Source organism: Nocardia sp. NPDC020380 (assembly GCF_044386975.1).
In the GTDB taxonomy this organism is placed as follows: domain Bacteria; phylum Actinomycetota; class Actinomycetes; order Mycobacteriales; family Mycobacteriaceae; genus Nocardia.
On the sequence record NZ_JBIRVQ010000010.1, the window covers coordinates 86,298 to 103,304 of the forward strand.

General features: G+C 65.5%; 21 protein-coding genes. 13 read left to right on the top strand and 8 right to left on the bottom strand.

From position 1 onward, the window contains the following. Positions 1-6: 6 nt before the first annotated feature. The 4 genes from speD to ACH438_RS27385 all read left to right on the top strand — a co-directional run bounded on the left by speD (position 7) and on the right by ACH438_RS27385 (position 4,073). Complete coding sequence (gene speD / locus ACH438_RS27370) at positions 7-1,221, top strand: adenosylmethionine decarboxylase (protein ID WP_397010157.1); 1,215 nt, start codon at positions 7-9, stop codon at positions 1,219-1,221. A 194-nt stretch (positions 1,222-1,415) separates the two neighbouring features. Beyond that, on the top strand, positions 1,416-1,871 hold the full coding sequence (locus ACH438_RS27375) for a VOC family protein (RefSeq protein ID WP_397010159.1): 456 nt from the start codon (positions 1,416-1,418) through the stop codon (positions 1,869-1,871). 113 nt (positions 1,872-1,984) lie between these two features. Next, on the top strand, positions 1,985-2,977 hold the full coding sequence (locus ACH438_RS27380) for an aldo/keto reductase (protein ID WP_397010161.1): 993 nt from the start codon (positions 1,985-1,987) through the stop codon (positions 2,975-2,977). Between the two features lie 88 nt (positions 2,978-3,065). Continuing rightward, positions 3,066-4,073 (top strand): acyl-CoA dehydrogenase, encoded by a 1,008-nt coding sequence (locus ACH438_RS27385; RefSeq protein WP_397010163.1) that lies wholly within the window; start codon positions 3,066-3,068, stop codon positions 4,071-4,073. Here ACH438_RS27385 and ACH438_RS27390 read toward each other — a convergent pair. Together ACH438_RS27390 and ACH438_RS27395 are read right to left on the bottom strand one after the other, a co-directional pair. Then, complete coding sequence (locus ACH438_RS27390) at positions 4,066-4,452, bottom strand: DUF1304 domain-containing protein (RefSeq protein WP_397010165.1); 387 nt, start codon at positions 4,450-4,452, stop codon at positions 4,066-4,068. The genes ACH438_RS27385 and ACH438_RS27390 overlap by 8 nt on opposite strands. 82 nt (positions 4,453-4,534) lie before the next feature. Continuing rightward, entirely contained in the window at positions 4,535-5,017 is a 483-nt protein-coding gene (locus ACH438_RS27395) for a MarR family winged helix-turn-helix transcriptional regulator (RefSeq protein ID WP_397010167.1), read from the bottom strand. A 111-nt stretch (positions 5,018-5,128) separates the two neighbouring features. On the opposite strand from ACH438_RS27395, the gene ACH438_RS27400 reads away from it, so the two are divergent. After that, entirely contained in the window at positions 5,129-5,473 is a 345-nt protein-coding gene (locus ACH438_RS27400; protein WP_397010169.1) for an EthD domain-containing protein, read from the top strand. A 96-nt stretch (positions 5,474-5,569) separates the two neighbouring features. Beyond that, positions 5,570-6,415 (top strand): DODA-type extradiol aromatic ring-opening family dioxygenase, encoded by an 846-nt coding sequence (locus tag ACH438_RS27405; protein ID WP_397010171.1) that lies wholly within the window; start codon positions 5,570-5,572, stop codon positions 6,413-6,415. 31 nt (positions 6,416-6,446) lie between these two features. Here ACH438_RS27405 and ACH438_RS27410 read toward each other — a convergent pair whose 3' ends face one another. Further along, a complete protein-coding gene (locus ACH438_RS27410; protein ID WP_397010173.1) occupies positions 6,447-7,112 on the bottom strand; it encodes a DUF4097 family beta strand repeat-containing protein in 666 nt (221 codons plus the stop codon). Between the two features lie 344 nt (positions 7,113-7,456). Here ACH438_RS27410 and ACH438_RS27415 point away from each other — a divergent pair, with 344 nt between their 5' ends. The 3 genes from ACH438_RS27415 to ACH438_RS27425 all read left to right on the top strand — a co-directional run bounded on the left by ACH438_RS27415 (position 7,457) and on the right by ACH438_RS27425 (position 10,575). Further along, positions 7,457-8,491, top strand: coding sequence for an alpha/beta hydrolase (locus tag ACH438_RS27415; protein ID WP_397010175.1), 1,035 nt, complete (start codon positions 7,457-7,459; stop codon positions 8,489-8,491). 7 nt (positions 8,492-8,498) lie between these two features. After that, complete coding sequence (locus tag ACH438_RS27420; RefSeq protein ID WP_397010177.1) at positions 8,499-9,707, top strand: alpha/beta hydrolase family protein; 1,209 nt, start codon at positions 8,499-8,501, stop codon at positions 9,705-9,707. 97 nt (positions 9,708-9,804) lie between these two features. Continuing rightward, entirely contained in the window at positions 9,805-10,575 is a 771-nt protein-coding gene (locus tag ACH438_RS27425; protein WP_397010179.1) for a MerR family transcriptional regulator, read from the top strand. 35 nt (positions 10,576-10,610) lie between these two features. Here ACH438_RS27425 and ACH438_RS27430 read toward each other — a convergent pair whose 3' ends face one another. Continuing rightward, positions 10,611-11,297 (bottom strand): hypothetical protein, encoded by a 687-nt coding sequence (locus tag ACH438_RS27430; RefSeq protein WP_397010181.1) that lies wholly within the window; start codon positions 11,295-11,297, stop codon positions 10,611-10,613. 54 nt (positions 11,298-11,351) lie between these two features. After that, the gene (locus ACH438_RS27435) at positions 11,352-11,846 is read right to left on the bottom strand and encodes a hypothetical protein (protein WP_397010183.1); all 495 of its coding nucleotides are present in this window, start codon (positions 11,844-11,846) and stop codon (positions 11,352-11,354) included. A 72-nt stretch (positions 11,847-11,918) separates the two neighbouring features. Between ACH438_RS27435 and ACH438_RS27440 the strand changes: the two genes are divergently transcribed. Next, positions 11,919-12,743: a GNAT family N-acetyltransferase gene (locus ACH438_RS27440; RefSeq protein ID WP_397010185.1), complete on the top strand. Its 825-nt coding sequence runs from the start codon at positions 11,919-11,921 to the stop codon at positions 12,741-12,743. A 61-nt stretch (positions 12,744-12,804) separates the two neighbouring features. Here the strand turns inward: ACH438_RS27440 and ACH438_RS27445 are convergent, their stop codons facing one another. Further along, positions 12,805-13,230 (bottom strand): DUF4870 domain-containing protein, encoded by a 426-nt coding sequence (locus ACH438_RS27445; RefSeq protein ID WP_397010187.1) that lies wholly within the window; start codon positions 13,228-13,230, stop codon positions 12,805-12,807. A 405-nt stretch (positions 13,231-13,635) separates the two neighbouring features. Between ACH438_RS27445 and ACH438_RS27450 the strand changes: the two genes are divergently transcribed. After that, positions 13,636-13,842, top strand: coding sequence for a hypothetical protein (locus tag ACH438_RS27450; RefSeq protein WP_397010189.1), 207 nt, complete (start codon positions 13,636-13,638; stop codon positions 13,840-13,842). A 19-nt stretch (positions 13,843-13,861) separates the two neighbouring features. Then, positions 13,862-14,290 carry an alternative ribosome rescue aminoacyl-tRNA hydrolase ArfB gene (gene arfB / locus ACH438_RS27455; protein WP_397010191.1) on the top strand — a complete coding sequence of 143 codons (429 nt, stop codon included), beginning with the start codon at positions 13,862-13,864 and terminating at the stop codon, positions 14,288-14,290. 10 nt (positions 14,291-14,300) lie between these two features. On the opposite strand, the gene ACH438_RS27460 is transcribed toward arfB, so the two are convergent. Both ACH438_RS27460 and ACH438_RS27465 read right to left on the bottom strand, forming a co-directional pair. After that, positions 14,301-15,425 carry an FAD-dependent oxidoreductase gene (locus ACH438_RS27460; RefSeq protein WP_397010193.1) on the bottom strand — a complete coding sequence of 375 codons (1,125 nt, stop codon included), beginning with the start codon at positions 15,423-15,425 and terminating at the stop codon, positions 14,301-14,303. A gap of 168 nt (positions 15,426-15,593) precedes the next feature. Next, positions 15,594-16,196 (bottom strand): TetR/AcrR family transcriptional regulator, encoded by a 603-nt coding sequence (locus ACH438_RS27465; RefSeq protein WP_397010195.1) that lies wholly within the window; start codon positions 16,194-16,196, stop codon positions 15,594-15,596. A gap of 26 nt (positions 16,197-16,222) precedes the next feature. On the opposite strand from ACH438_RS27465, the gene ACH438_RS27470 reads away from it, so the two are divergent. Next, entirely contained in the window at positions 16,223-16,963 is a 741-nt protein-coding gene (locus ACH438_RS27470) for an SDR family oxidoreductase (protein ID WP_397010197.1), read from the top strand. Positions 16,964-17,007: the final 44 nt, after the last annotated feature.

The window sequence follows — 17,007 nt, forward strand, 5'->3', positions numbered from 1 at the left end:
TTAGCCATGACGGCAGAATTCACCGGCTGGCATGTGCTGGCCGAGTTCGGTGGTGTCGACGCCAATCTCTGCGACGACCTCGAACGACTCGAAACCGCACTTCGAAAATCGTTGGTCGCCTCGGGGGTGACCATCTGCGATGTCGTGCGTAAACAGTTCGAGCCGCACGGGGTCACCGTGCTGGCGCTGCTGTCCGAGTCCCATGCCTCGATCCACACCTACCCGGAATCGGGCGACATCTTCGTCGACGTATTCACTTGCGGCAGTATCGGTTCCGGCGCCACCAAGGCCGTCGAACTGCTCGAGGAGGAGCTGTCGCCGAAGACGGTCAACATGGAGGTCATCCAGCGCGGGCACGCCTCGCGCCGGATCCATGAGCCGGTGGGCGAAGGCCTGACCCGGGTCTGGAACATGACCGAGGTCATCGTCGACACCAACACCCCGTACCAGCACATGGTGATCGCCAAGACCGAGCAGGGCATCTCCCTGTTCTCCGACGACGATCGCCAGTCCACCGAGTTCTCGCAGCTCACCTACCACGAGGCCATGCTGGTCCCGGGTTACGCGCTGGCCGAGAAGCTGGAGAAGGTGCTGATCATCGGTTCCGGTGAGGGCGTCGCTTCGCAGATGTCGGTGGCCGCGGGCGCTTCGCTCGTCGACCACGTCGACATCGACCAGCTGGAGGTGGAGCTGTGCGCCGAGCACCTCCCCTACGGCTACACCCAGGCCGATCTGGCCGAGGCGGTCGCGCAGCAGGGCCCGATCAAGATGCATTACGCCGACGGCTGGGACTTCCTCGCCAAGGCCGAGGCCGCGGGCGTGCGCTACGACATGATCTGCATCGACCTTCCCGACGAGCGCGTCGAGGATGCCCAGCACAACCGCCTGTACGAGGACGACTTCCTCAACCGCTGTAAGGCGCTGCTCGCCGAGGGCGGCGTGCTGGCGGCCCAGGCCGGCTGTCAGACCATGTGGCGCAACGAAACCCTGAAGCGTTCGTGGACCCGTTTCCACAATCTCTTCGAGACCGTGGTTCCTTACGTCAGCGACGAGCACGAGTGGACCTTCATCTTCGGTACGCCGAAGGCCATCGAAGATCCGGTCGCGAAGATGACCGCCACCCTGTCGACCCTGCCCTACACGGCAGCCACCATCGACGAGCGGGCCCTGGTCCGCGGCGCCATCGAGCCCCACGCCCTCCGCGTAGGTGTCTCGGTCTAACCGAATCGCATGCGGCGAATGCCCGCACGGATCATGACGATCCGTGCGGGCATTCGCCGTTTCCGGGGCTTTCGTGATCGGGAAGTAGGCTCGGGAAAAATCTCTCCGGAAATCTCACGAAGATGTGTCGAACGGCAGCGCGCGACTCCGACCACAGGGTGACAGCAGCTCACCACCTCGACAAGGAGCCCATCATGACCACCGTTTCCACGTTTCTCTGGTTCGAAGATCAGGCCGAAGAGGCCGCGGACTTCTATGCGTCGGCGGTGAAGGATTCTCGCGTCACCGGTGTCACCCGCAATCCGGACGGGTCGGCGTTCATCGTGACGCTGGAGTTGGCCGGGCATGCGTTGAGCCTGCTCAATGGCGGGCCCGGGCACGATTTCACCGATGCGGCGTCCATTCAGGTTGTGGTGGACGGGCAGGACGAGGTGGATCGGTTGTGGGATGTCCTCACCGAGGGTGGTCAGCCCGGCCCGTGCGGTTGGCTCACCGACCGGTACGGTCTGTCCTGGCAGGTCGTTCCGTCCGAACTGCCCGATCTGCTGTCCGGCGCGAATCCGGCCAAGTCGGCGGCCGCGGCCACCACGCTGCGCACCATGTCCAAGATCGATATGAAGCAGTTGCAGGACGCCTACGATCAGGCCTGAGTGGTACTTCGTATTTCGTGGCGGGGCGCAACGGATTTCGTTGCGCCCTGTTCACGTTTCCGTAGCGCGCCGGGGTTGACTTGGAGTGGGCTCCAGGTCGTAGCGTCGAAGTCATGAGCGATTTGATCGGAACCAGGAAGCTGGGCGAACTGACCGTCGGCGCGCAGGGACTCGGCTGCATGGGCATGAGTTCGGCCTACGGGGTGCGCGACAACGATGACGAATCGATCGCCACTATCCACCGGGCGCTGGACCTCGGCGTCACGCTGCTCGACACCGCGAACGTCTACGGCCCGGAGACCAACGAGCGCCTGGTGGGCCGCGCCATCGCCGATCGGCGCGACAAGGTCGTGCTGGCAACCAAATTCGGCATCGTCTGGGGCGAGCAAGGCCCGGCGGGCGCACGCGGCGATGCCGCCTACGTGAAGCAGTGCTGCGACGAATCCCTTGTGCGCCTGGGCGTCGACCACATCGACCTCTACTACCAGCACCGCGTGGACCCGGACGTCCCCGTCGAGGAGACCTGGGGCGCCCTGTCAGAACTGGTGCAGGCGGGCAAGGTTCGCTACCTCGGCATCTCCGAAGCCTCCGCCGCCACCATCCGCCGCGCGCACGCCGTCCACCCGGTGACCGCCCTGCAGAGCGAATGGTCCCTGTGGACCCGCGGCATCGAAGCCGAAATCGCCCCCACCTGCGCGGAACTCGGCGTCGGCATAGTCCCCTTCTCCCCCTTGGGCCGCGGCTTCCTCACCGGCGCCCTCACCTCCCCCACCGACCTCCCCGCCGACGACATGCGCCGCCGCCTTCCCCGCTTCTCCGACGCCAACTTCGACCGCAACCTCGCCATCGTCGCGGCCCTCCGCAAACTGGCCGACGAAAAAGACGTCACCCCAGGCCAACTCGCCCTCGCCTGGGTCCAGTCCCGCGGCGACCACGTGGTCCCCATCCCCGGCACCAAACGCCGCACCTACCTCGAACAGAACGCCGCCGCCACCAAGATCACCCTCACTTCCGAGGATCTCGCCCGCATCGAAGCAGCAGCCCCCGCCGATGCCATCGCCGGCGCACGCTACCCGGAGGATCTGGCCCGCGCGGCAGGCCGGTAGCCACGCAATCGGCGCGGCCGTACGATCGGGGCGACCGAGGTTCGCGGGGGCGTCGTTGGGGGCGGCCAGGATTCGGGAGGGCGATCGAGTGGCGACAGACTGGGTTCGGGCGGCGGAGACGCTGGTCGACGAGGTGCTCGAGCCGGGAACCGCGGAGGTCGATCGTGTGGGGCGGATTCCGGATACCGCGTTCGACACGATGGCCGAGCGCGGGTTCTACGGGTTCGCGCTGACCGAGGGAATGACGCCGGATGTCCTGATCGATACGGCGGCCACGGTGATCAGCGGGTGTCTGGCAACGGGGTTCGTGTGGGCGCAGCATCTCGGCGCATTGCGGTCCGTGGCGTTCGCCGAGAACGCTGCCCTGCGGGATCGGTATCTGGAGCCCATGCGGGCCGGGCAGTTCCGGTGCGGCGTGTCCTACGCCGGGGCGGTCGACCCGCCCAGCCTGTTCGCGGACCCGGTGGACTATGGCTTCGTATTGCGTGGAGTGGCGCCGTTCGTGACAGGGTGGGGCTATATCGATGCGGTCATCGCGGCCGTCCGAGTATTCATCGACGGTACGGAATCCATTGCGACGCTGCTGATTCCGGTGAGCGATGTGGACGAGTCGGCGGTGCGGCCGGTGCCGTTGATCGCCGCCGACGCCAGCCGGACCGTGCAGGTGACGTTCGACGGGGGGCGGGTGGAGAGTGCGTCGATGCTCGGTATCCGGCCGGTGGCGGAGTTTCTCGCGGCGCGCGGCAGTCTCGCGGATTGGGTGAATGGCGCGCTCGGGCTCGGCGTGCTCGCGCGGTGCGTCCGCCAGCTCGAGGAGCTCGGCGTGGACAGTTCGGCGCACGAGGCGCTCTTCAAAGAACTGCGGTCCCGGTTTCCCGGCGCCGCAGGCAATGCCGACGCCACCTACGCGTTGCGAGCCGACATCGCCCGTGCCGCACTCGATACCGCGGCAGCCGGCGTGGTCGCAACGGGCAGCCGGGCCACACTGTCCGGTTCGACTCCGGAACGATTGATGCGGCAAGCGACATTCGCGCTGGTATGCACCACCCGAGAACAGATCAAGGACGCACTCCTCGACCGCCTGGCAGTCAGATAATCAGCCCGATCGCCAGCGCGAGCACACCTAATGCCGGAATCAGCCCTTGCTTCGCCGCGGCAGCAGCCCGGCTCGGATTCGACAGCACCAGTACCGAACTCGCGGCGACCATCGACCCCGCTCCGGCAAAGACCAGCGTCGCCCCCACCGCGTGCTGTCCCGCCGCATAGACGATGATCCCGACAACCACAGCCACAGCCAGAAACAGGTTGTAGAACCCCTGATTGAAGGCCAGCTCGCGCTGCGCCTCGGCCTCTTCCCGGGTCATGCCGAAGGTCTTGCGAGCCAAGCCGCCCGTCCAGCCGATCGACTCCAGGTAGAAGATGAACACGTGCACGACCGCCGCTACCCCGGCGAGTACCAGCCCCGCGATGACCATGGCAGACCTTCCGATCGAATCCGGCTGACCAGCGAACTTCGACCTGCACCAGCGTTGTCCGCCTCACAACATAGCGGATTCGTCACCCGGTTGAGCCGCCTCCGGTTTCGCGCCGGACGGATTCGGCGATGCGGGAGAGGGCGGTGCCGAGGTTGCGGCGTTGGGCGGTGGTCAGTGGGTCGAAGACGAGGTGGCGGACCTGGGCGACGTGGCCGGGGGCGCTGTCCACGAGCTTTTCCCGGCCTGAGTCGGTCAGGGTGGCGAGGGTGTAGCGGCCGTCGGTGGGGTCGATTCGGCGGGTGATCCATTCGCGGGTCTCGAAGCGGTCCATGAGTTTCGAGAGTCGCGGGAGGGTGCTGTCGCAGTCGCGGGCGAGTTCGCTGAGCCGCATGGTGTCCTGGTCGGACATCGACAGCCGGGCCAGCACGCTGTATTCGAAGTTGGACATGCCGGCGTCGCGCTGGAGCTGGCGGTCGAGGGCGGCGGGCAGCGCGATCACGACGGTGAGCAGGTCCTGCCAGAGTTGCTGCTGCTCGGCGTCGAGCCATGGCGTCGGTTCGTCCATACGGGTCACTTTACTTGCCTGGGAAACAAATTTCTATTGCCCAGGCAAGCGAATCGGGTGTACGTTTTCAGTTGCCCAGGCAAGTAAAAACTCGATAGCTAGGAATCCTCGATGATCAAGCTCAGCATCTTCCTGACCCGGCGGGACGACCTCACCCACGAGGAGTTCGTGGAGTACTGGACCCAGCAGCACACGCCCCTGATCGCGAGCCTGCCGGGCGGCGAAGTCCCAGTGCGGCGCTACGTTCAGCTGCTGCCCACCGACGACGAGATCCCCGGCGTCAGCACCACCTACTCCGACGGCGTCGCCGAGGTGTGGGTCGACGACATCGCCGACGCCGCACGATGGTTCACCTCGGAGACCTACACCACGACCGTGGCCGCGGACGAGGAGAATTTCATCGATCGCGCCAAGACCCGTTTCCTCTACACCACCGAAACGCCGATCTTCGGTTGAGCATCGCCGAGATCAACTCTCGCGGAACGCATCTCGGGCGGCTTGCCGATCAGGCCGCCCGGGCCGCGTCCGCTCTCCGGTAAGGAACCACCTGCCATGACCGACAACATCCCAGCGGGCGCATACGACGATCACCTCGCCCGGGTCCTCCCCCAGGCCCTCGACCAGCGTCTCTGGGTCCCCGCCGACGGGCCGCTGCCGAGCCTGTTCGTCAGCCACGGAGCGCCTTTCACACTCGATGACCCGCAATGGCTCGACGACCTGTTCACCTGGGCGCAGTCCATGCCCAAACCCCGGGCCATCGTGATCATTTCGGCGCATTGGGAGGACGCACCGGCGGCGATCACGGGCGCCGCGGCGGGCACCCCGCTCTACTACGACTTCAGCGGCTTCCACCCCCGCTACAAGACCCTGCCCTACGCAACCCCGGACGCGACGACACTCGCGCGACGGCTGGCGGGCGTACTCGGGACCTCGGTGCACGAGCACACCGACCGGGGTCTGGACCACGGTGCGTTCATCCCGCTCATGGCGATGTATCCCGCGGCCGACATTCCGGTCGTCCAGCTGTCGATGCCGAGCCTCGATCCCGCCGCCCTGGTCGAGCTCGGTGCACGCCTGAAACCTCTTCGCGATGAAGGCATTCTGGTTATCGGCTCGGGTTTCATGACCCACAGTTTCGCGGTCTTCCGCCGCCCGAACCTGGTGGCCCATACCGAGGCCTTCGACCAGTGGGCCGCCGACGCGCTCGGGCGCGGCGATGTCGATGCCCTCACCGACTATCGGCGCAAGGCGCCCGGTGCCGAGGTCGCGCACCCGACGGCCGACCATTACGTGCCATTGCTCGTCACGGTCGGCGCCGCGAGCGACCCCGGCAGCGCTACCAGCACCATCGACCGCATGGTCATGGGCAACTCGATCCGCTCGATCCAGATGACCTGAGCCCGGAGCGAGCGGATCGAGTCGCCGCCGGTCAGAAGCTACGGGCGGCAATGTCGCCCTGGCCGGTGGTCGCGCGGATATCCAGTTCGGTCGCGCCATTGTTCTTCAGGGCGTTGCTGACTCGACCATGGCTGGTGCCCGCATCCAGGGAAGCGGAGACGCCGGGCGCGGCGCCGACCGAGATGTCGCCCTGCTGGGTGTGCAGTACGACCGCACCGCGCACGGCCTGGCCGATTCGGATGGCGCCCCGAGCGGTGGTGATCTGCGCGGGACCGCCCAGCCGGCCGACCTCGACATCGCCGTCGACCGCGGTCAGGCGGATGCTCGCGGCCTCGTCGATCTGGATCTGCCGGTACGCGCCATCGAAGACGATGTCGCCCAGGCGGCCGACACCGCGCAATTCGCTTGCGGCAGTATGGCCCTCGATGCGGGAGCCGGCGGGCACCTGGACGGTGATCTGCAGCGACCCCGACGAGCCGAAGTACCGGTTCTGGGGCTCGGCGGTGTGAATCCGCACGACGCCGTCGGCGAACTCGACCGAGGTCTTCTCGGCCGCCTTCACGTCGCGGCTCTTCGAGGGGTTGGTGGGCACTACCTCGACGGTGGTGTCCGTGCGGTCGGATGCGATGACCGTGACGGCGCCGCCGGCCACATCGATATCGACGGCGATCGGTCCGGGGGTCTGGAAGGTGGTCATGACTGTCTCCTCAGGTGTGTGAATTCGATTGCCGGGTCGTTGAACCCGGCCGGTGAACCGTTCGGCGACTGTGTTCGCTGAGCCGTTCATGTGACTACAGTCGCCGGTCGGCCTGATACCGGCCTGACGCGCACCTGACACACCCGCTGACATGTCCCACTCGTCGGAAACGTTGCATTTTGATGCTCGTCTTGTCATAACTGCGGGTGTCGAATACCCTTCAGCGGGCGCAGGTTTGACAACTCTGCGCTTCACTTGTGTCGGCAAGTCGGGGGTCGATGCGGGATATCGCAACCAAGTTGCCTCTGCGGCAGGGAGTGTCGCGGAAGCGGAGGGGAATACTGATGCGTCCCGATATCACCGGTCCGTCGAGAGCGATTTCGGCTCGGCGGGCGCCAGCCCAATCCTCTTGGGGTGAAAGGCTTTTGGCCGTAGGTGGTGCGTTACTGGCGATCCTGTTGGCTGCTGCGGTATCGGCCCCGGAAGTAGCGCTCGCCGCCCCGGCCTTCGGTCCGGTACATCGGACGCCCGCCGGCGGGTTCGAAGAGTTGATGGTTCCGTCCAGCATGGGACCGGTGAAGGTCCAGGTGCAGTGGGCCAAGAACGGCGGCAGCGGCGCCCTCTACCTGCTCGACGGCCTGCGCGCCCGCGACGACCAGAACGCCTGGGTCATCAACACGAATGCCATGCAGCAGTTCGAGAACGACGACGTGACCCTGGTGATGCCGGTCGGCGGCCAATCCAGCTGGTACGCGGACTGGTTGTCGCCGAGCAACACCAACGGCCAGAAGTTCACCTACAAATGGGAAACGTTCCTCACCAAGGAACTGCCCGATTTTCTTGCCGGATACGGTGTTTCGCGCACGAACAACGCGGTGGCGGGCCTCTCGATGAGCGGACCGGCCGCCCTGCGCCTGGCCGCCTTCTACCCCGGCCAGTTCAAGCACGCCTCCTCCTTCTCGGGCCCGCTGAACCTGACCGCCCCCGGCATGCCCGAGGCCATGCGCCTGATGATGCTCTCCGCCGGCCAATTCAACCGCGACTCCCTCGCCCCGCCGTGGAGCCCCGCCTGGCTGCGCATGGACCCCTTCGTCTTCGCACCCCAGCTACGTGGCGTCCCCATGTACATCTCGGCCGCCACCGGCGCCCCCGCCGAATACGACCACCCCACCTCCGCCATGGGCGTAGTCGACACCTTCGACGCCATGTGGATCGAATCCCTCGCCATGGTCGGCACCCGCGCCCTGCAAGCCCGCCTCAACGCCCTGAACATCCCCGCCGTCTACGACTTCCCCCTCGCAGGCACCCATTCCTGGAAGTACTGGGAAGCCGAACTCTGGAAGGCCCGGCCCTACATCCTGACCGCACTGAACGGGTGAACTGATCATGACCGTCAGCCGCCCGAACACCCTGCACCGTCTCGCATTTGCTGTCACTGCTGTGTCGATGATGTTCTCCGTCGACGGCACCATTGCGCACGCGACAGCGGATTCGCCGCCCGCCGTGGTGATCTCGCTGCCGGCGCCCACCGGAGATCTCCCGGTGGGCGTCACCGAGATTCGGTTCGAGGACTCCGATCGACCGGATCCGTGGAGAGCCGACCAGCGCCGCGAGCTGATGGTCAGGATCTGGTACCCGGCAGCAGATTCCGCGTCCGCCCCGACCACACCGTGGATAACAGGCGGCGCGTTGCAAGCCCAGACCAGCGATCTCACCGATCTCGGTATCGACCCGGACAGATGGGAATTCGGCCCTGGCCACAGCCAGCTGGACGCACCCGCTCGCACCGCCGGTGGCCCCTTCCCGATCCTGCTGTTCTCGCCGGGAATGGACGACCCCGCCGGATTGAGCACCGCCCAAGCAGAGGATCTCGCGAGCCACGGCTACATCGTGGCCGCGATCAACCACACCCACGAAGCATTCGCGGTCCAATTCCCCGACGGCCGCACCGAACGAACCGTGATCCCCCTGGATTCACCTCCGGAAGTACTCAGCGACGTACTACTCCCGGTCCGCGTAGCCGACACCCGCTTCGTCCTGAACCGATTGACCGACATCGCAACCGGAACGGCAACCGCTGAAACCGTAGACCTGGCACCCAGTCTGGACCCCACCCGAGTCGGAATGTTCGGCCACTCGCTAGGCGGTTCCACCACCGCCCAAGCCATGCACGACGACCCGCGTATCCGCGCCGGAGCAAACCTGGACGGCCCGCTACTCGGCCCGGTCGTCGCCGACGGCCTGAACCGCCCCCTCCTCATGCTCGGCAACGACAACCCCCGATGGCTCAACCGCGAGAACTGGGACCCCTTCTGGCCCAACAACTCCGGAGCAAAAATCCCCCTACGCCTATCAGGAACAGAACACATGTCCTTCAACGACGTAGGCCTGATCCTCCCCCAACTGACCACCGCCGGCCTACTCCCCGCCACCACCACCGAGTCGATCATCGGCAACGCCAACCCCAGCCGATCCCTCGACCTACAACGCACCTACCTCCGCACCTACTTCGACCTGGCGTTCGGCCGCACCGACGGCAATCTCCCCGAAACGATCACCCACCTGGCACAACCCGGCGTCTATCTACACCCTTGACGCTGAGGACAGCCGCGGTGTTGACGTTCACGCTGGGGCAATGTTTAGCGTCGAAGGTGCCGGGCGGACCGGCGGAGTTCCAGCGGGAGGTGAGGGCGTGTCCTGGTCGATTGCGCAGGTAGCCCGCATGTCCGGAGTGACGGCGCGAGCGCTTCGTCACTACGACGAGATAGGGCTGCTCGCGCCGGCGGGGGTCCGCAGCAACGGCTATCGCTACTACGAGCAAGAACAACTGCTGCGGCTACAGCAGATTCTCGTATTACGTGAACTGGATCTGGGGCTCGACGATATCGCCGCGATTCTCGACAGGCAGACCGACCGATTGCAGGCGTTGCGCGCGCACCACACGAGATTGCTCGGTGAGCGTGACCGCCTTACTCGAGTGGCGCACACCGTCGCCCGCACCATCGAGGAACTCGAGGCGCAGGAAGGAACACCGGGCATGGCCGAGATCAACAGGCCGGAGAACCTTTTCGAAGGCTTCGACCCGAGCCGATACGAATCGGAAATAGCGCAACACTGGCCGGATCAACAGCAGGCGTGGGATCGGTCGAAACAGTTCACCGACTCATTGAGCGCCGAAGAAACAGAGCAGATGCAAAGGGAGACAACGGCAGCGATGATCCGCATGGCCGAATCCATGATGTCGGGGACCCCGGTCGATGACCCCATCGTGCAGTCCGAGATCGATGCCGCATACCAACTCATCCGACCGACCTGGAACCCCGACGCACAGGCATTCAAGAAGCTGGCCCAGACCTACCTCTCCGACCCCACCTACACAACGAATTTCGAGCAGATAGCACCCGGACTGGCCGAGTATTACCGCGACGCGATGGTGGTCTTCGCCGACACCAGACTCCCCTAGCTCAGGGTCGATACTCCGCGACGTCGACATGTGGCCTAGTTCGGGACCACGTGAACTATCAGCTGTCCGTTGGTCTGATGCGCGATTGCCGCGAAGACGCCGCTGAAAACGAGTGTCAAGGCAATGGTTGCGAGTAGGACACGGGGTGTGAGTTTTCGGCGCTGGTCCGAGTTGGTGCGTCGCCGGATAGTCGTGTGCAATCCGAACAGCGTGAGGGCGAAGGCGATCGACTCGATGAGCCACCACAGCGCTGCCGGCGCAAGGATGAGCTGAGGCCAGTAGTGGCCGTTGGGGTCGACGCCCGAGAGGAGTTGGATCGTCTCGAGCGACACTGTCGACGTCCAGGCGGCCGCCAGGGGCCACAACACCACCGCCGCGAGGGTTATGAGCGTGGCGGCGATGGTCCACATCCGGAGTGGGGTTGACTGCCGGGCGGTGAACAGCGTCAGTGTCGGAGCGCCTACCGCCAGTGCTGCCGTCAGGCCTACAACGACCGGAATCACGGTCGTGAAGTCCCAAGTCGTGGCGGTTATCCCAGCGAAAAGATCCGCTCCGATGGGGTGTGCGGGGCGCCACGCCTGCCAGGCTTGAAACGCACCGCCGCCGAGTCCGGTGGCGAGCCCGACTCCCAATCCGGCGGCAACCCAACGCCCGATACCCGGCGTGGTTCGATCAGGCTGTCCGTCGACCTGCGGCGGCAGCGCCTGATCGAATTCGTGCACGGGATCAATCACTCGGTCAATAAGGGAATCCCGTGCACCGGGCGACCGCTCGATTCAGAGGGTCCAGGTGATGGGGTGGTTGACGATCGGGTGGAACGTGATGCCACCGATCGCCGCCATCTCGCCGCGTGCGACGACTGCCATTTCCTTCAGGTCGTTCATCTGGTTCGCCTGCTCTTCGGAGTCCCAGATGCTGACATTCGCATACGAACCTTCCGGCGAAACGGCGCTGTACCAGTGCCGAATACCCGGCAGTTGCCCGATGGCCGGCGTCAGGTACTCCGCCTGCTTCCTGGCGAGCGCATCGAACTCGGCGAACTTGCTCGGGTCGAAACTGGCGAGTCCGACTCGGACAACCGCGGTCGCCGGCAATGCCTCGGTCATGGTGAACCTTCCTTCGATGAACAGCATCCGCGGTGGCGAGAACCACCCGCGCTCCAAGACTCGACGCAGAACCTTTGCAGGCCACCCGTTTTCGAGCCGCTCCGCCAGTCTGATACCCCGAACCTGGCCTATCAACGGGCAATCAGCGGTCTGTTGATAAGCCACACCAATCGATAGCTGGGTGGCTCGCAATCAATTGGGATGCGGTGCAGGGCTCGGTTCGGCAGCATGGGTGGGATGGGCTGGACGTTCAGTGACGATGTCGGGCGGTATCTGGGGGCGGCTGGGGAGTTTTTGCGGTCTCGGCCTGCGGAATTCAATGTCGCGTTGACTGTGAGCGCGACTGTTGCCGCTGGGAATGTGCCGGGGTATCCGAATCCGCCGTTGTTCGGCTGGTTGACGCGGGATGGTCGGGTTTGCGGGGCGATCGTGCAGACGCGGCCGTTTCCGTTGAGTCTGTTCGGACTTGGTGCCGGGGATACGGGCGAGTTGGTTGCGGCGTTGAACAACGCCGGTCGGGAAGTCGAGTTTGTTGCCGGGCCGGTTGAGGTTGTGCGGGCCTTTGCTGAGGCCGCGCGGCGTGGGTCCGAGGTTGTCGGGTACCAGCTTCTGTATCGGTTGGGTGGGTTGGTGGCGCCTCGGCCGACGGCGGGGCGGGCTCGGCGTGCTCAGGAGTCCGATCGGGAGGTGCTGGAGGATTTCACCAAGGTGTTCGAGCAGGAGGATGCTTCGGTGCCGTTCGATCAGATCGGTGAGCGACTGTCCTACAACGGGATCTGGTTGTGGGAGGTCGACGGGGAGCCGGTGTCGGTTGCCTCGCTCTCGCGCAGCGTTGCGGGGATGGTGCGGGTCGGTATCGTGGCCACGCCACCGGAGCATCGCGGGCACGGTTATGCGGCGGCGGTGACGCACCATGTGTCGCAGGCCGCGTTGGACGCGGGAAATCGTGTGGTGCTGCTGTTCACCGACAAGGCGAATCCGACGAGCAACGGGATCTATCAGCGGTTGGGCTACGAGATCGTCGAAGAGCAGATCCAAATGCGGCTCGGCGCAACCCGATAGGCCTGGCGGGCAGATGCCAACGGCCCGAGATTGCCTCGAGCCGTTGGTCTTCGGACTGCCGCTACTTGACCGAGCCGGCCAGCTGATCCGCATAGGGGGCAGTGAATTTCCCGACGATGGGAAGGGGTGCGCGGACGCCGCCGGTGTTGTTCGCCTGGACCATTGCCATGATCCAGACGACCACCGCGAAGAGCGCGACCAGGAGGCCGACGATGCTGAAGATGATCCCCAGTCCTCCGAGGAGCGAGCCGACGATGCTCAGCACGATGTTGACCACCGAGACCGCTCCGAAGAAGACGATCGATTGTGAGGCATGGAATTTCACGTCGGGATCGTTCTTTCCCACGAATAGGAAGATGATTCCGGTGAGCCAGCCCAGCGCGTAGGACAGGATGGCGCTGGTCTTCTTGTCCAAGCCGGTGGACTGCGGTTGGTTGGCGGGAGGTTGAGAAAATGTCATGGGGAAAGTAGATGCCGCGCGGGTCACCTACCGATCCCAACTTTCGGCACGGACCCACAGGTCGGGGCGGGAAGCCCGTGTCACGCCAGGATGGTGTCGGAGATCTCATGGTGACGGCGTGCACACGCGAGCGGGGTCTCGCCCGGCGAATTCGACGGTTCCTTGGTGTGATTCTCCGAATCGCTCCACCGATTGTCGGTGACGATTTGTCGAGGGTCTACGAAAGGGCTGTCCTGCAGGTCATATTCGGGATCGAGCGGTGCCGATTGTGGCGCCGCTCACCCATGGATCGACTCGTCTCAGCGTGCTACTACTAGGAGCGTAATTCGCGTTGACGTCTCGAACTCCGAAAACACAGTCGGAGAGAGGCATTGGGTATTTCGACGGTGTGGAACCACCGCGCCGGGGCGGCCCGAAAATTTTGGAGGAACCATGTACGACCAGACACGTGGCTCGGTAAAGAACTTCGGCATGTTCGCCGTTCAGCAGCCTCGCCGAATCAATTCGAAGATCGCGGCCATCGTCATCGGGGCTTTCATGGTCGGCGGATTCGCGGGTCACCTGCTGATCCCGGATGTTCAGCCGGACATCAGCCAGCCGACGACCGTATCGGTCGTCGCTCCGCAACCGGCTGACTGATCGCTGCGAAGATGGAGGCATGGCGGACGATCTGATCGTGACTCGGGGGCTGGTGATACCGGCATCCGAGTTGCGCGAGCGGTTTTCGCGGTCGTCCGGGCCAGGGGGACAGCACGTCAATACGACCGATAGCCGGGTGGAGCTGTCGTTCGATCTCGCCAATTCACCGTCTGTGCCGGAGTGGCTGCGTACTCGGATGCTCGAGCGGCTGGCCACCCAATTGGTCGGCGGGGTGCTGACGATCGCCGCGTCGGAGCAGCGTGCGCAGTTGCAGAATCGCGCGACCGCTCGTGATCGGATGGCCTCGCTATTGCGGGACGCTGCTGCCGCGCCGCCGCCGGATCGCCGCGCTACCAAGCCCTCTCGGGGCTCGAAGGACCGTCGCATTGCCGCGAAGAAGCGGCGTGGCATCACGAAACGCAACCGTCGCGCCTCGCCCGACGACTAGCCGAACAGTCTCAGGACAGTTTCGCTTCGGGGGCGAAGGCGGGCAGTTTTTCGAGGCTGCTGTGGACGGCTTCGGCGCCGTATTCGAGCATCTGCTGCTCGTAGTCGGCGACCGCGCTGAGCAGATCCTGGCGTCCTTCGTTGGCCTCGATCAGGCAGCGACGCAATAGGTCCGCATCGCGCAGGGCGGTGTTCGCGCCGTTGCCGCCGGTCGGGGAGGTGGCGTGGATCGCGTCGCCGAGCAGCGTGACCGGGCCGGATGCCCAGCGCTCACCGGGTTTGACCACGCGGATGGACAGCAGGGTGCTGTTGTCCGGGTCGGCCTGCTCGATCAGTGCGCGTAGCTGGGGGTGCCAGCCTTCCATGTGGGAGAGCACGGCGTCCTGTGCGGTCAGGTCGTCCAGTGAGCCGTTCGGGGGCAGGATCATGGCCCAGCGCACGTAGTCGCCGATATCGGGCAGCGTGACTTCGGGGGCCAGTTGTTCGGCGGCCTGCTTCGGCGGAGTCGGGAAGATCATCGCGCCGAGCAGCAGGCTGACGCCGTCGCCGGCGATCTTCGAGCCGTAGGCCTTGGACAGGTCGGCGAACTCGCCGGTCAGTGGGGTGCGGCCGATGACGAAACGGACGCCGGTGTCGGTCGGGGTGGTTTGCGGTGACAGCACGCCGCGGACCGCGGAGGTGATGCCGTCCGCGCCGACGAGCAGGTCGGCGGTGGCCGGGTCGCGGCGGGCGAACTCGGCTCGGACCTTGCCGTCGGCGAGCAGGTCGTAGCCGGTCAGGGCGGCGTCGGTACGCACGGTGAGGCCGGTCAGCAGCAGGTGCCGCAGCACCTGCCGGTCGACGACGATGCCGGTGCGGCCCCCGCCGAGCTTGCCGATCTCGTTCAGTTGCGGGTCCAGGATCAGCTGCTCGGCGGAGGCGTGCGTGACGATCTCGTCGAGTAGGCGGTGCCAGCGCGCGGGCAGGCAGTCGCGCACCGCTTGAAAACCGATGGGGTTCAACACGAGCCGGTAGCCCTGGAACCGCGCGACGATGCCCGGGTCGCGTTCGAACACGCCCGCCTCGATCCCGGCGCCACGCAGACCCTGCGCGAGAGCCAAACCGCCGAGACCGGCTCCGATAACCGAAACTCGCATCACGCACCTCCGAGAAATCGTTACGAACTAAGTTCTATCTACGATCTAAGTTCTATATAACGAACTAAGTTCGTGTCAAGCGTCGAGTGGCCGCCGACCTGCCGGATTCTTGGTCAGATCATGGGTTGTGCGTTCGAGTCGGTGCGGCCACCGTCGACCGCGGCAGCCTCACGAGCGGCTCGCGCGAAGACCGTCGACGAGGATCGACAGCAGCCGCGGCCCGCGCGCGTCGAGTTCTACATCGTCGAGGCGGGAAAGCCAGCCGATGAGGACGATGACGTCGCGGGCTTCGGCGTCGGCGCGGATGCTGCCGTCGGAGCGGCCGGCGGCGAGCAGTAGTTCTATCGCCTCGCCGATCGGGCCGAGGCTGTGGGCGGCGAGGTCACGCGAGGTTCCGGCCTCGAAGGCGGCGAATACGTCGCGTTTGACCCGCGCGTAGGCGGCGACCCGGTCGAACCATGCCGCCAGCGCATCCAGTGGCCGATGTGTTGCGAGTAGGTCCGGCACCGCGCTGACCAGGTCGTCCACCTCGTGGCGGTACACCTCGGCGAGCAGGTCCTCGCGGGTAGGGAAGTGCCGGTAGAGCGTGCCTTGCCCGATGCCGCAGGCCTTCGCGACGGCGTTGAGCTTCAGTTCGCCCGGCTCGTGCACGAGTTCGCGTGCGGCTTGCAGGATCCGTTCGCGGTTGCGTTGTGCGTCGGCACGTTGCGTTCCGCCGCTCTTGACAGAAGCGGACACGTGTCCGCTAAGGTCGTCGATGTAACCGGACATGTGTCCACTATAGACGGAGGATCGTCATGACCATCCATGGCAAAGTCATCGCCATCACCGGCGCCAGCAGCGGAATCGGTGAAGCGACAGCTCGCCACCTGGCCGCACTCGGTGCGGCCGTCGTGCTCGGCGCCCGCCGCACCGACCGGCTCGACCGGCTGGTCGCCGAGATCGAAGCCGCCGGCGGCAAGGCGGCCGCCACCCGCGTGGACGTCACCGAGCCCGACGACCTGCGGTCGCTCGTCACCACAGCAGTCGACCACTTCGGCCGCCTGGACGTCTTGGTAGGCAACGCCGGGATCAGCAAGATCAGCCCCATCGCCGACCTGGACGTCGAGGGCTGGTCGGCGATGATCGACGTCAACGTCAAGGGCATCCTGCACGGAATCGCCGCGGCCCTACCGGTTTTCCGTCGTCAGGGCAGTGGCCACCTCGTCACCGTCGTCTCGACCTCCGGCCTCAAGATCGTCCCCACTCAAGCGGTGTACGCCGGCACGAAGAACGCGGTACGCACCCTTTTGGAGGGCCTGCGACAGGAGAGCACCGACGGAATGCTGCGCACGACATCGATCTCCCCCGGCTACGTCAACACCGAACTCATCGACAACGCCGTCGACGATCCCGCCGTACGCGACCAAATGAGCCGGAGCATGGCCGATCTCGGCCTCGACCCCACCGCGGTGGCTCGCGCGATCGCCTTCGCGATCGACCAGCCCGACGACGTCGAAATCGGCGACCTCACCATTCGACCGACCCGCCAAGGCTGAGCGGGCGCAATCGATTCCGATCGGATAGCGTTCTGCCGTTATCG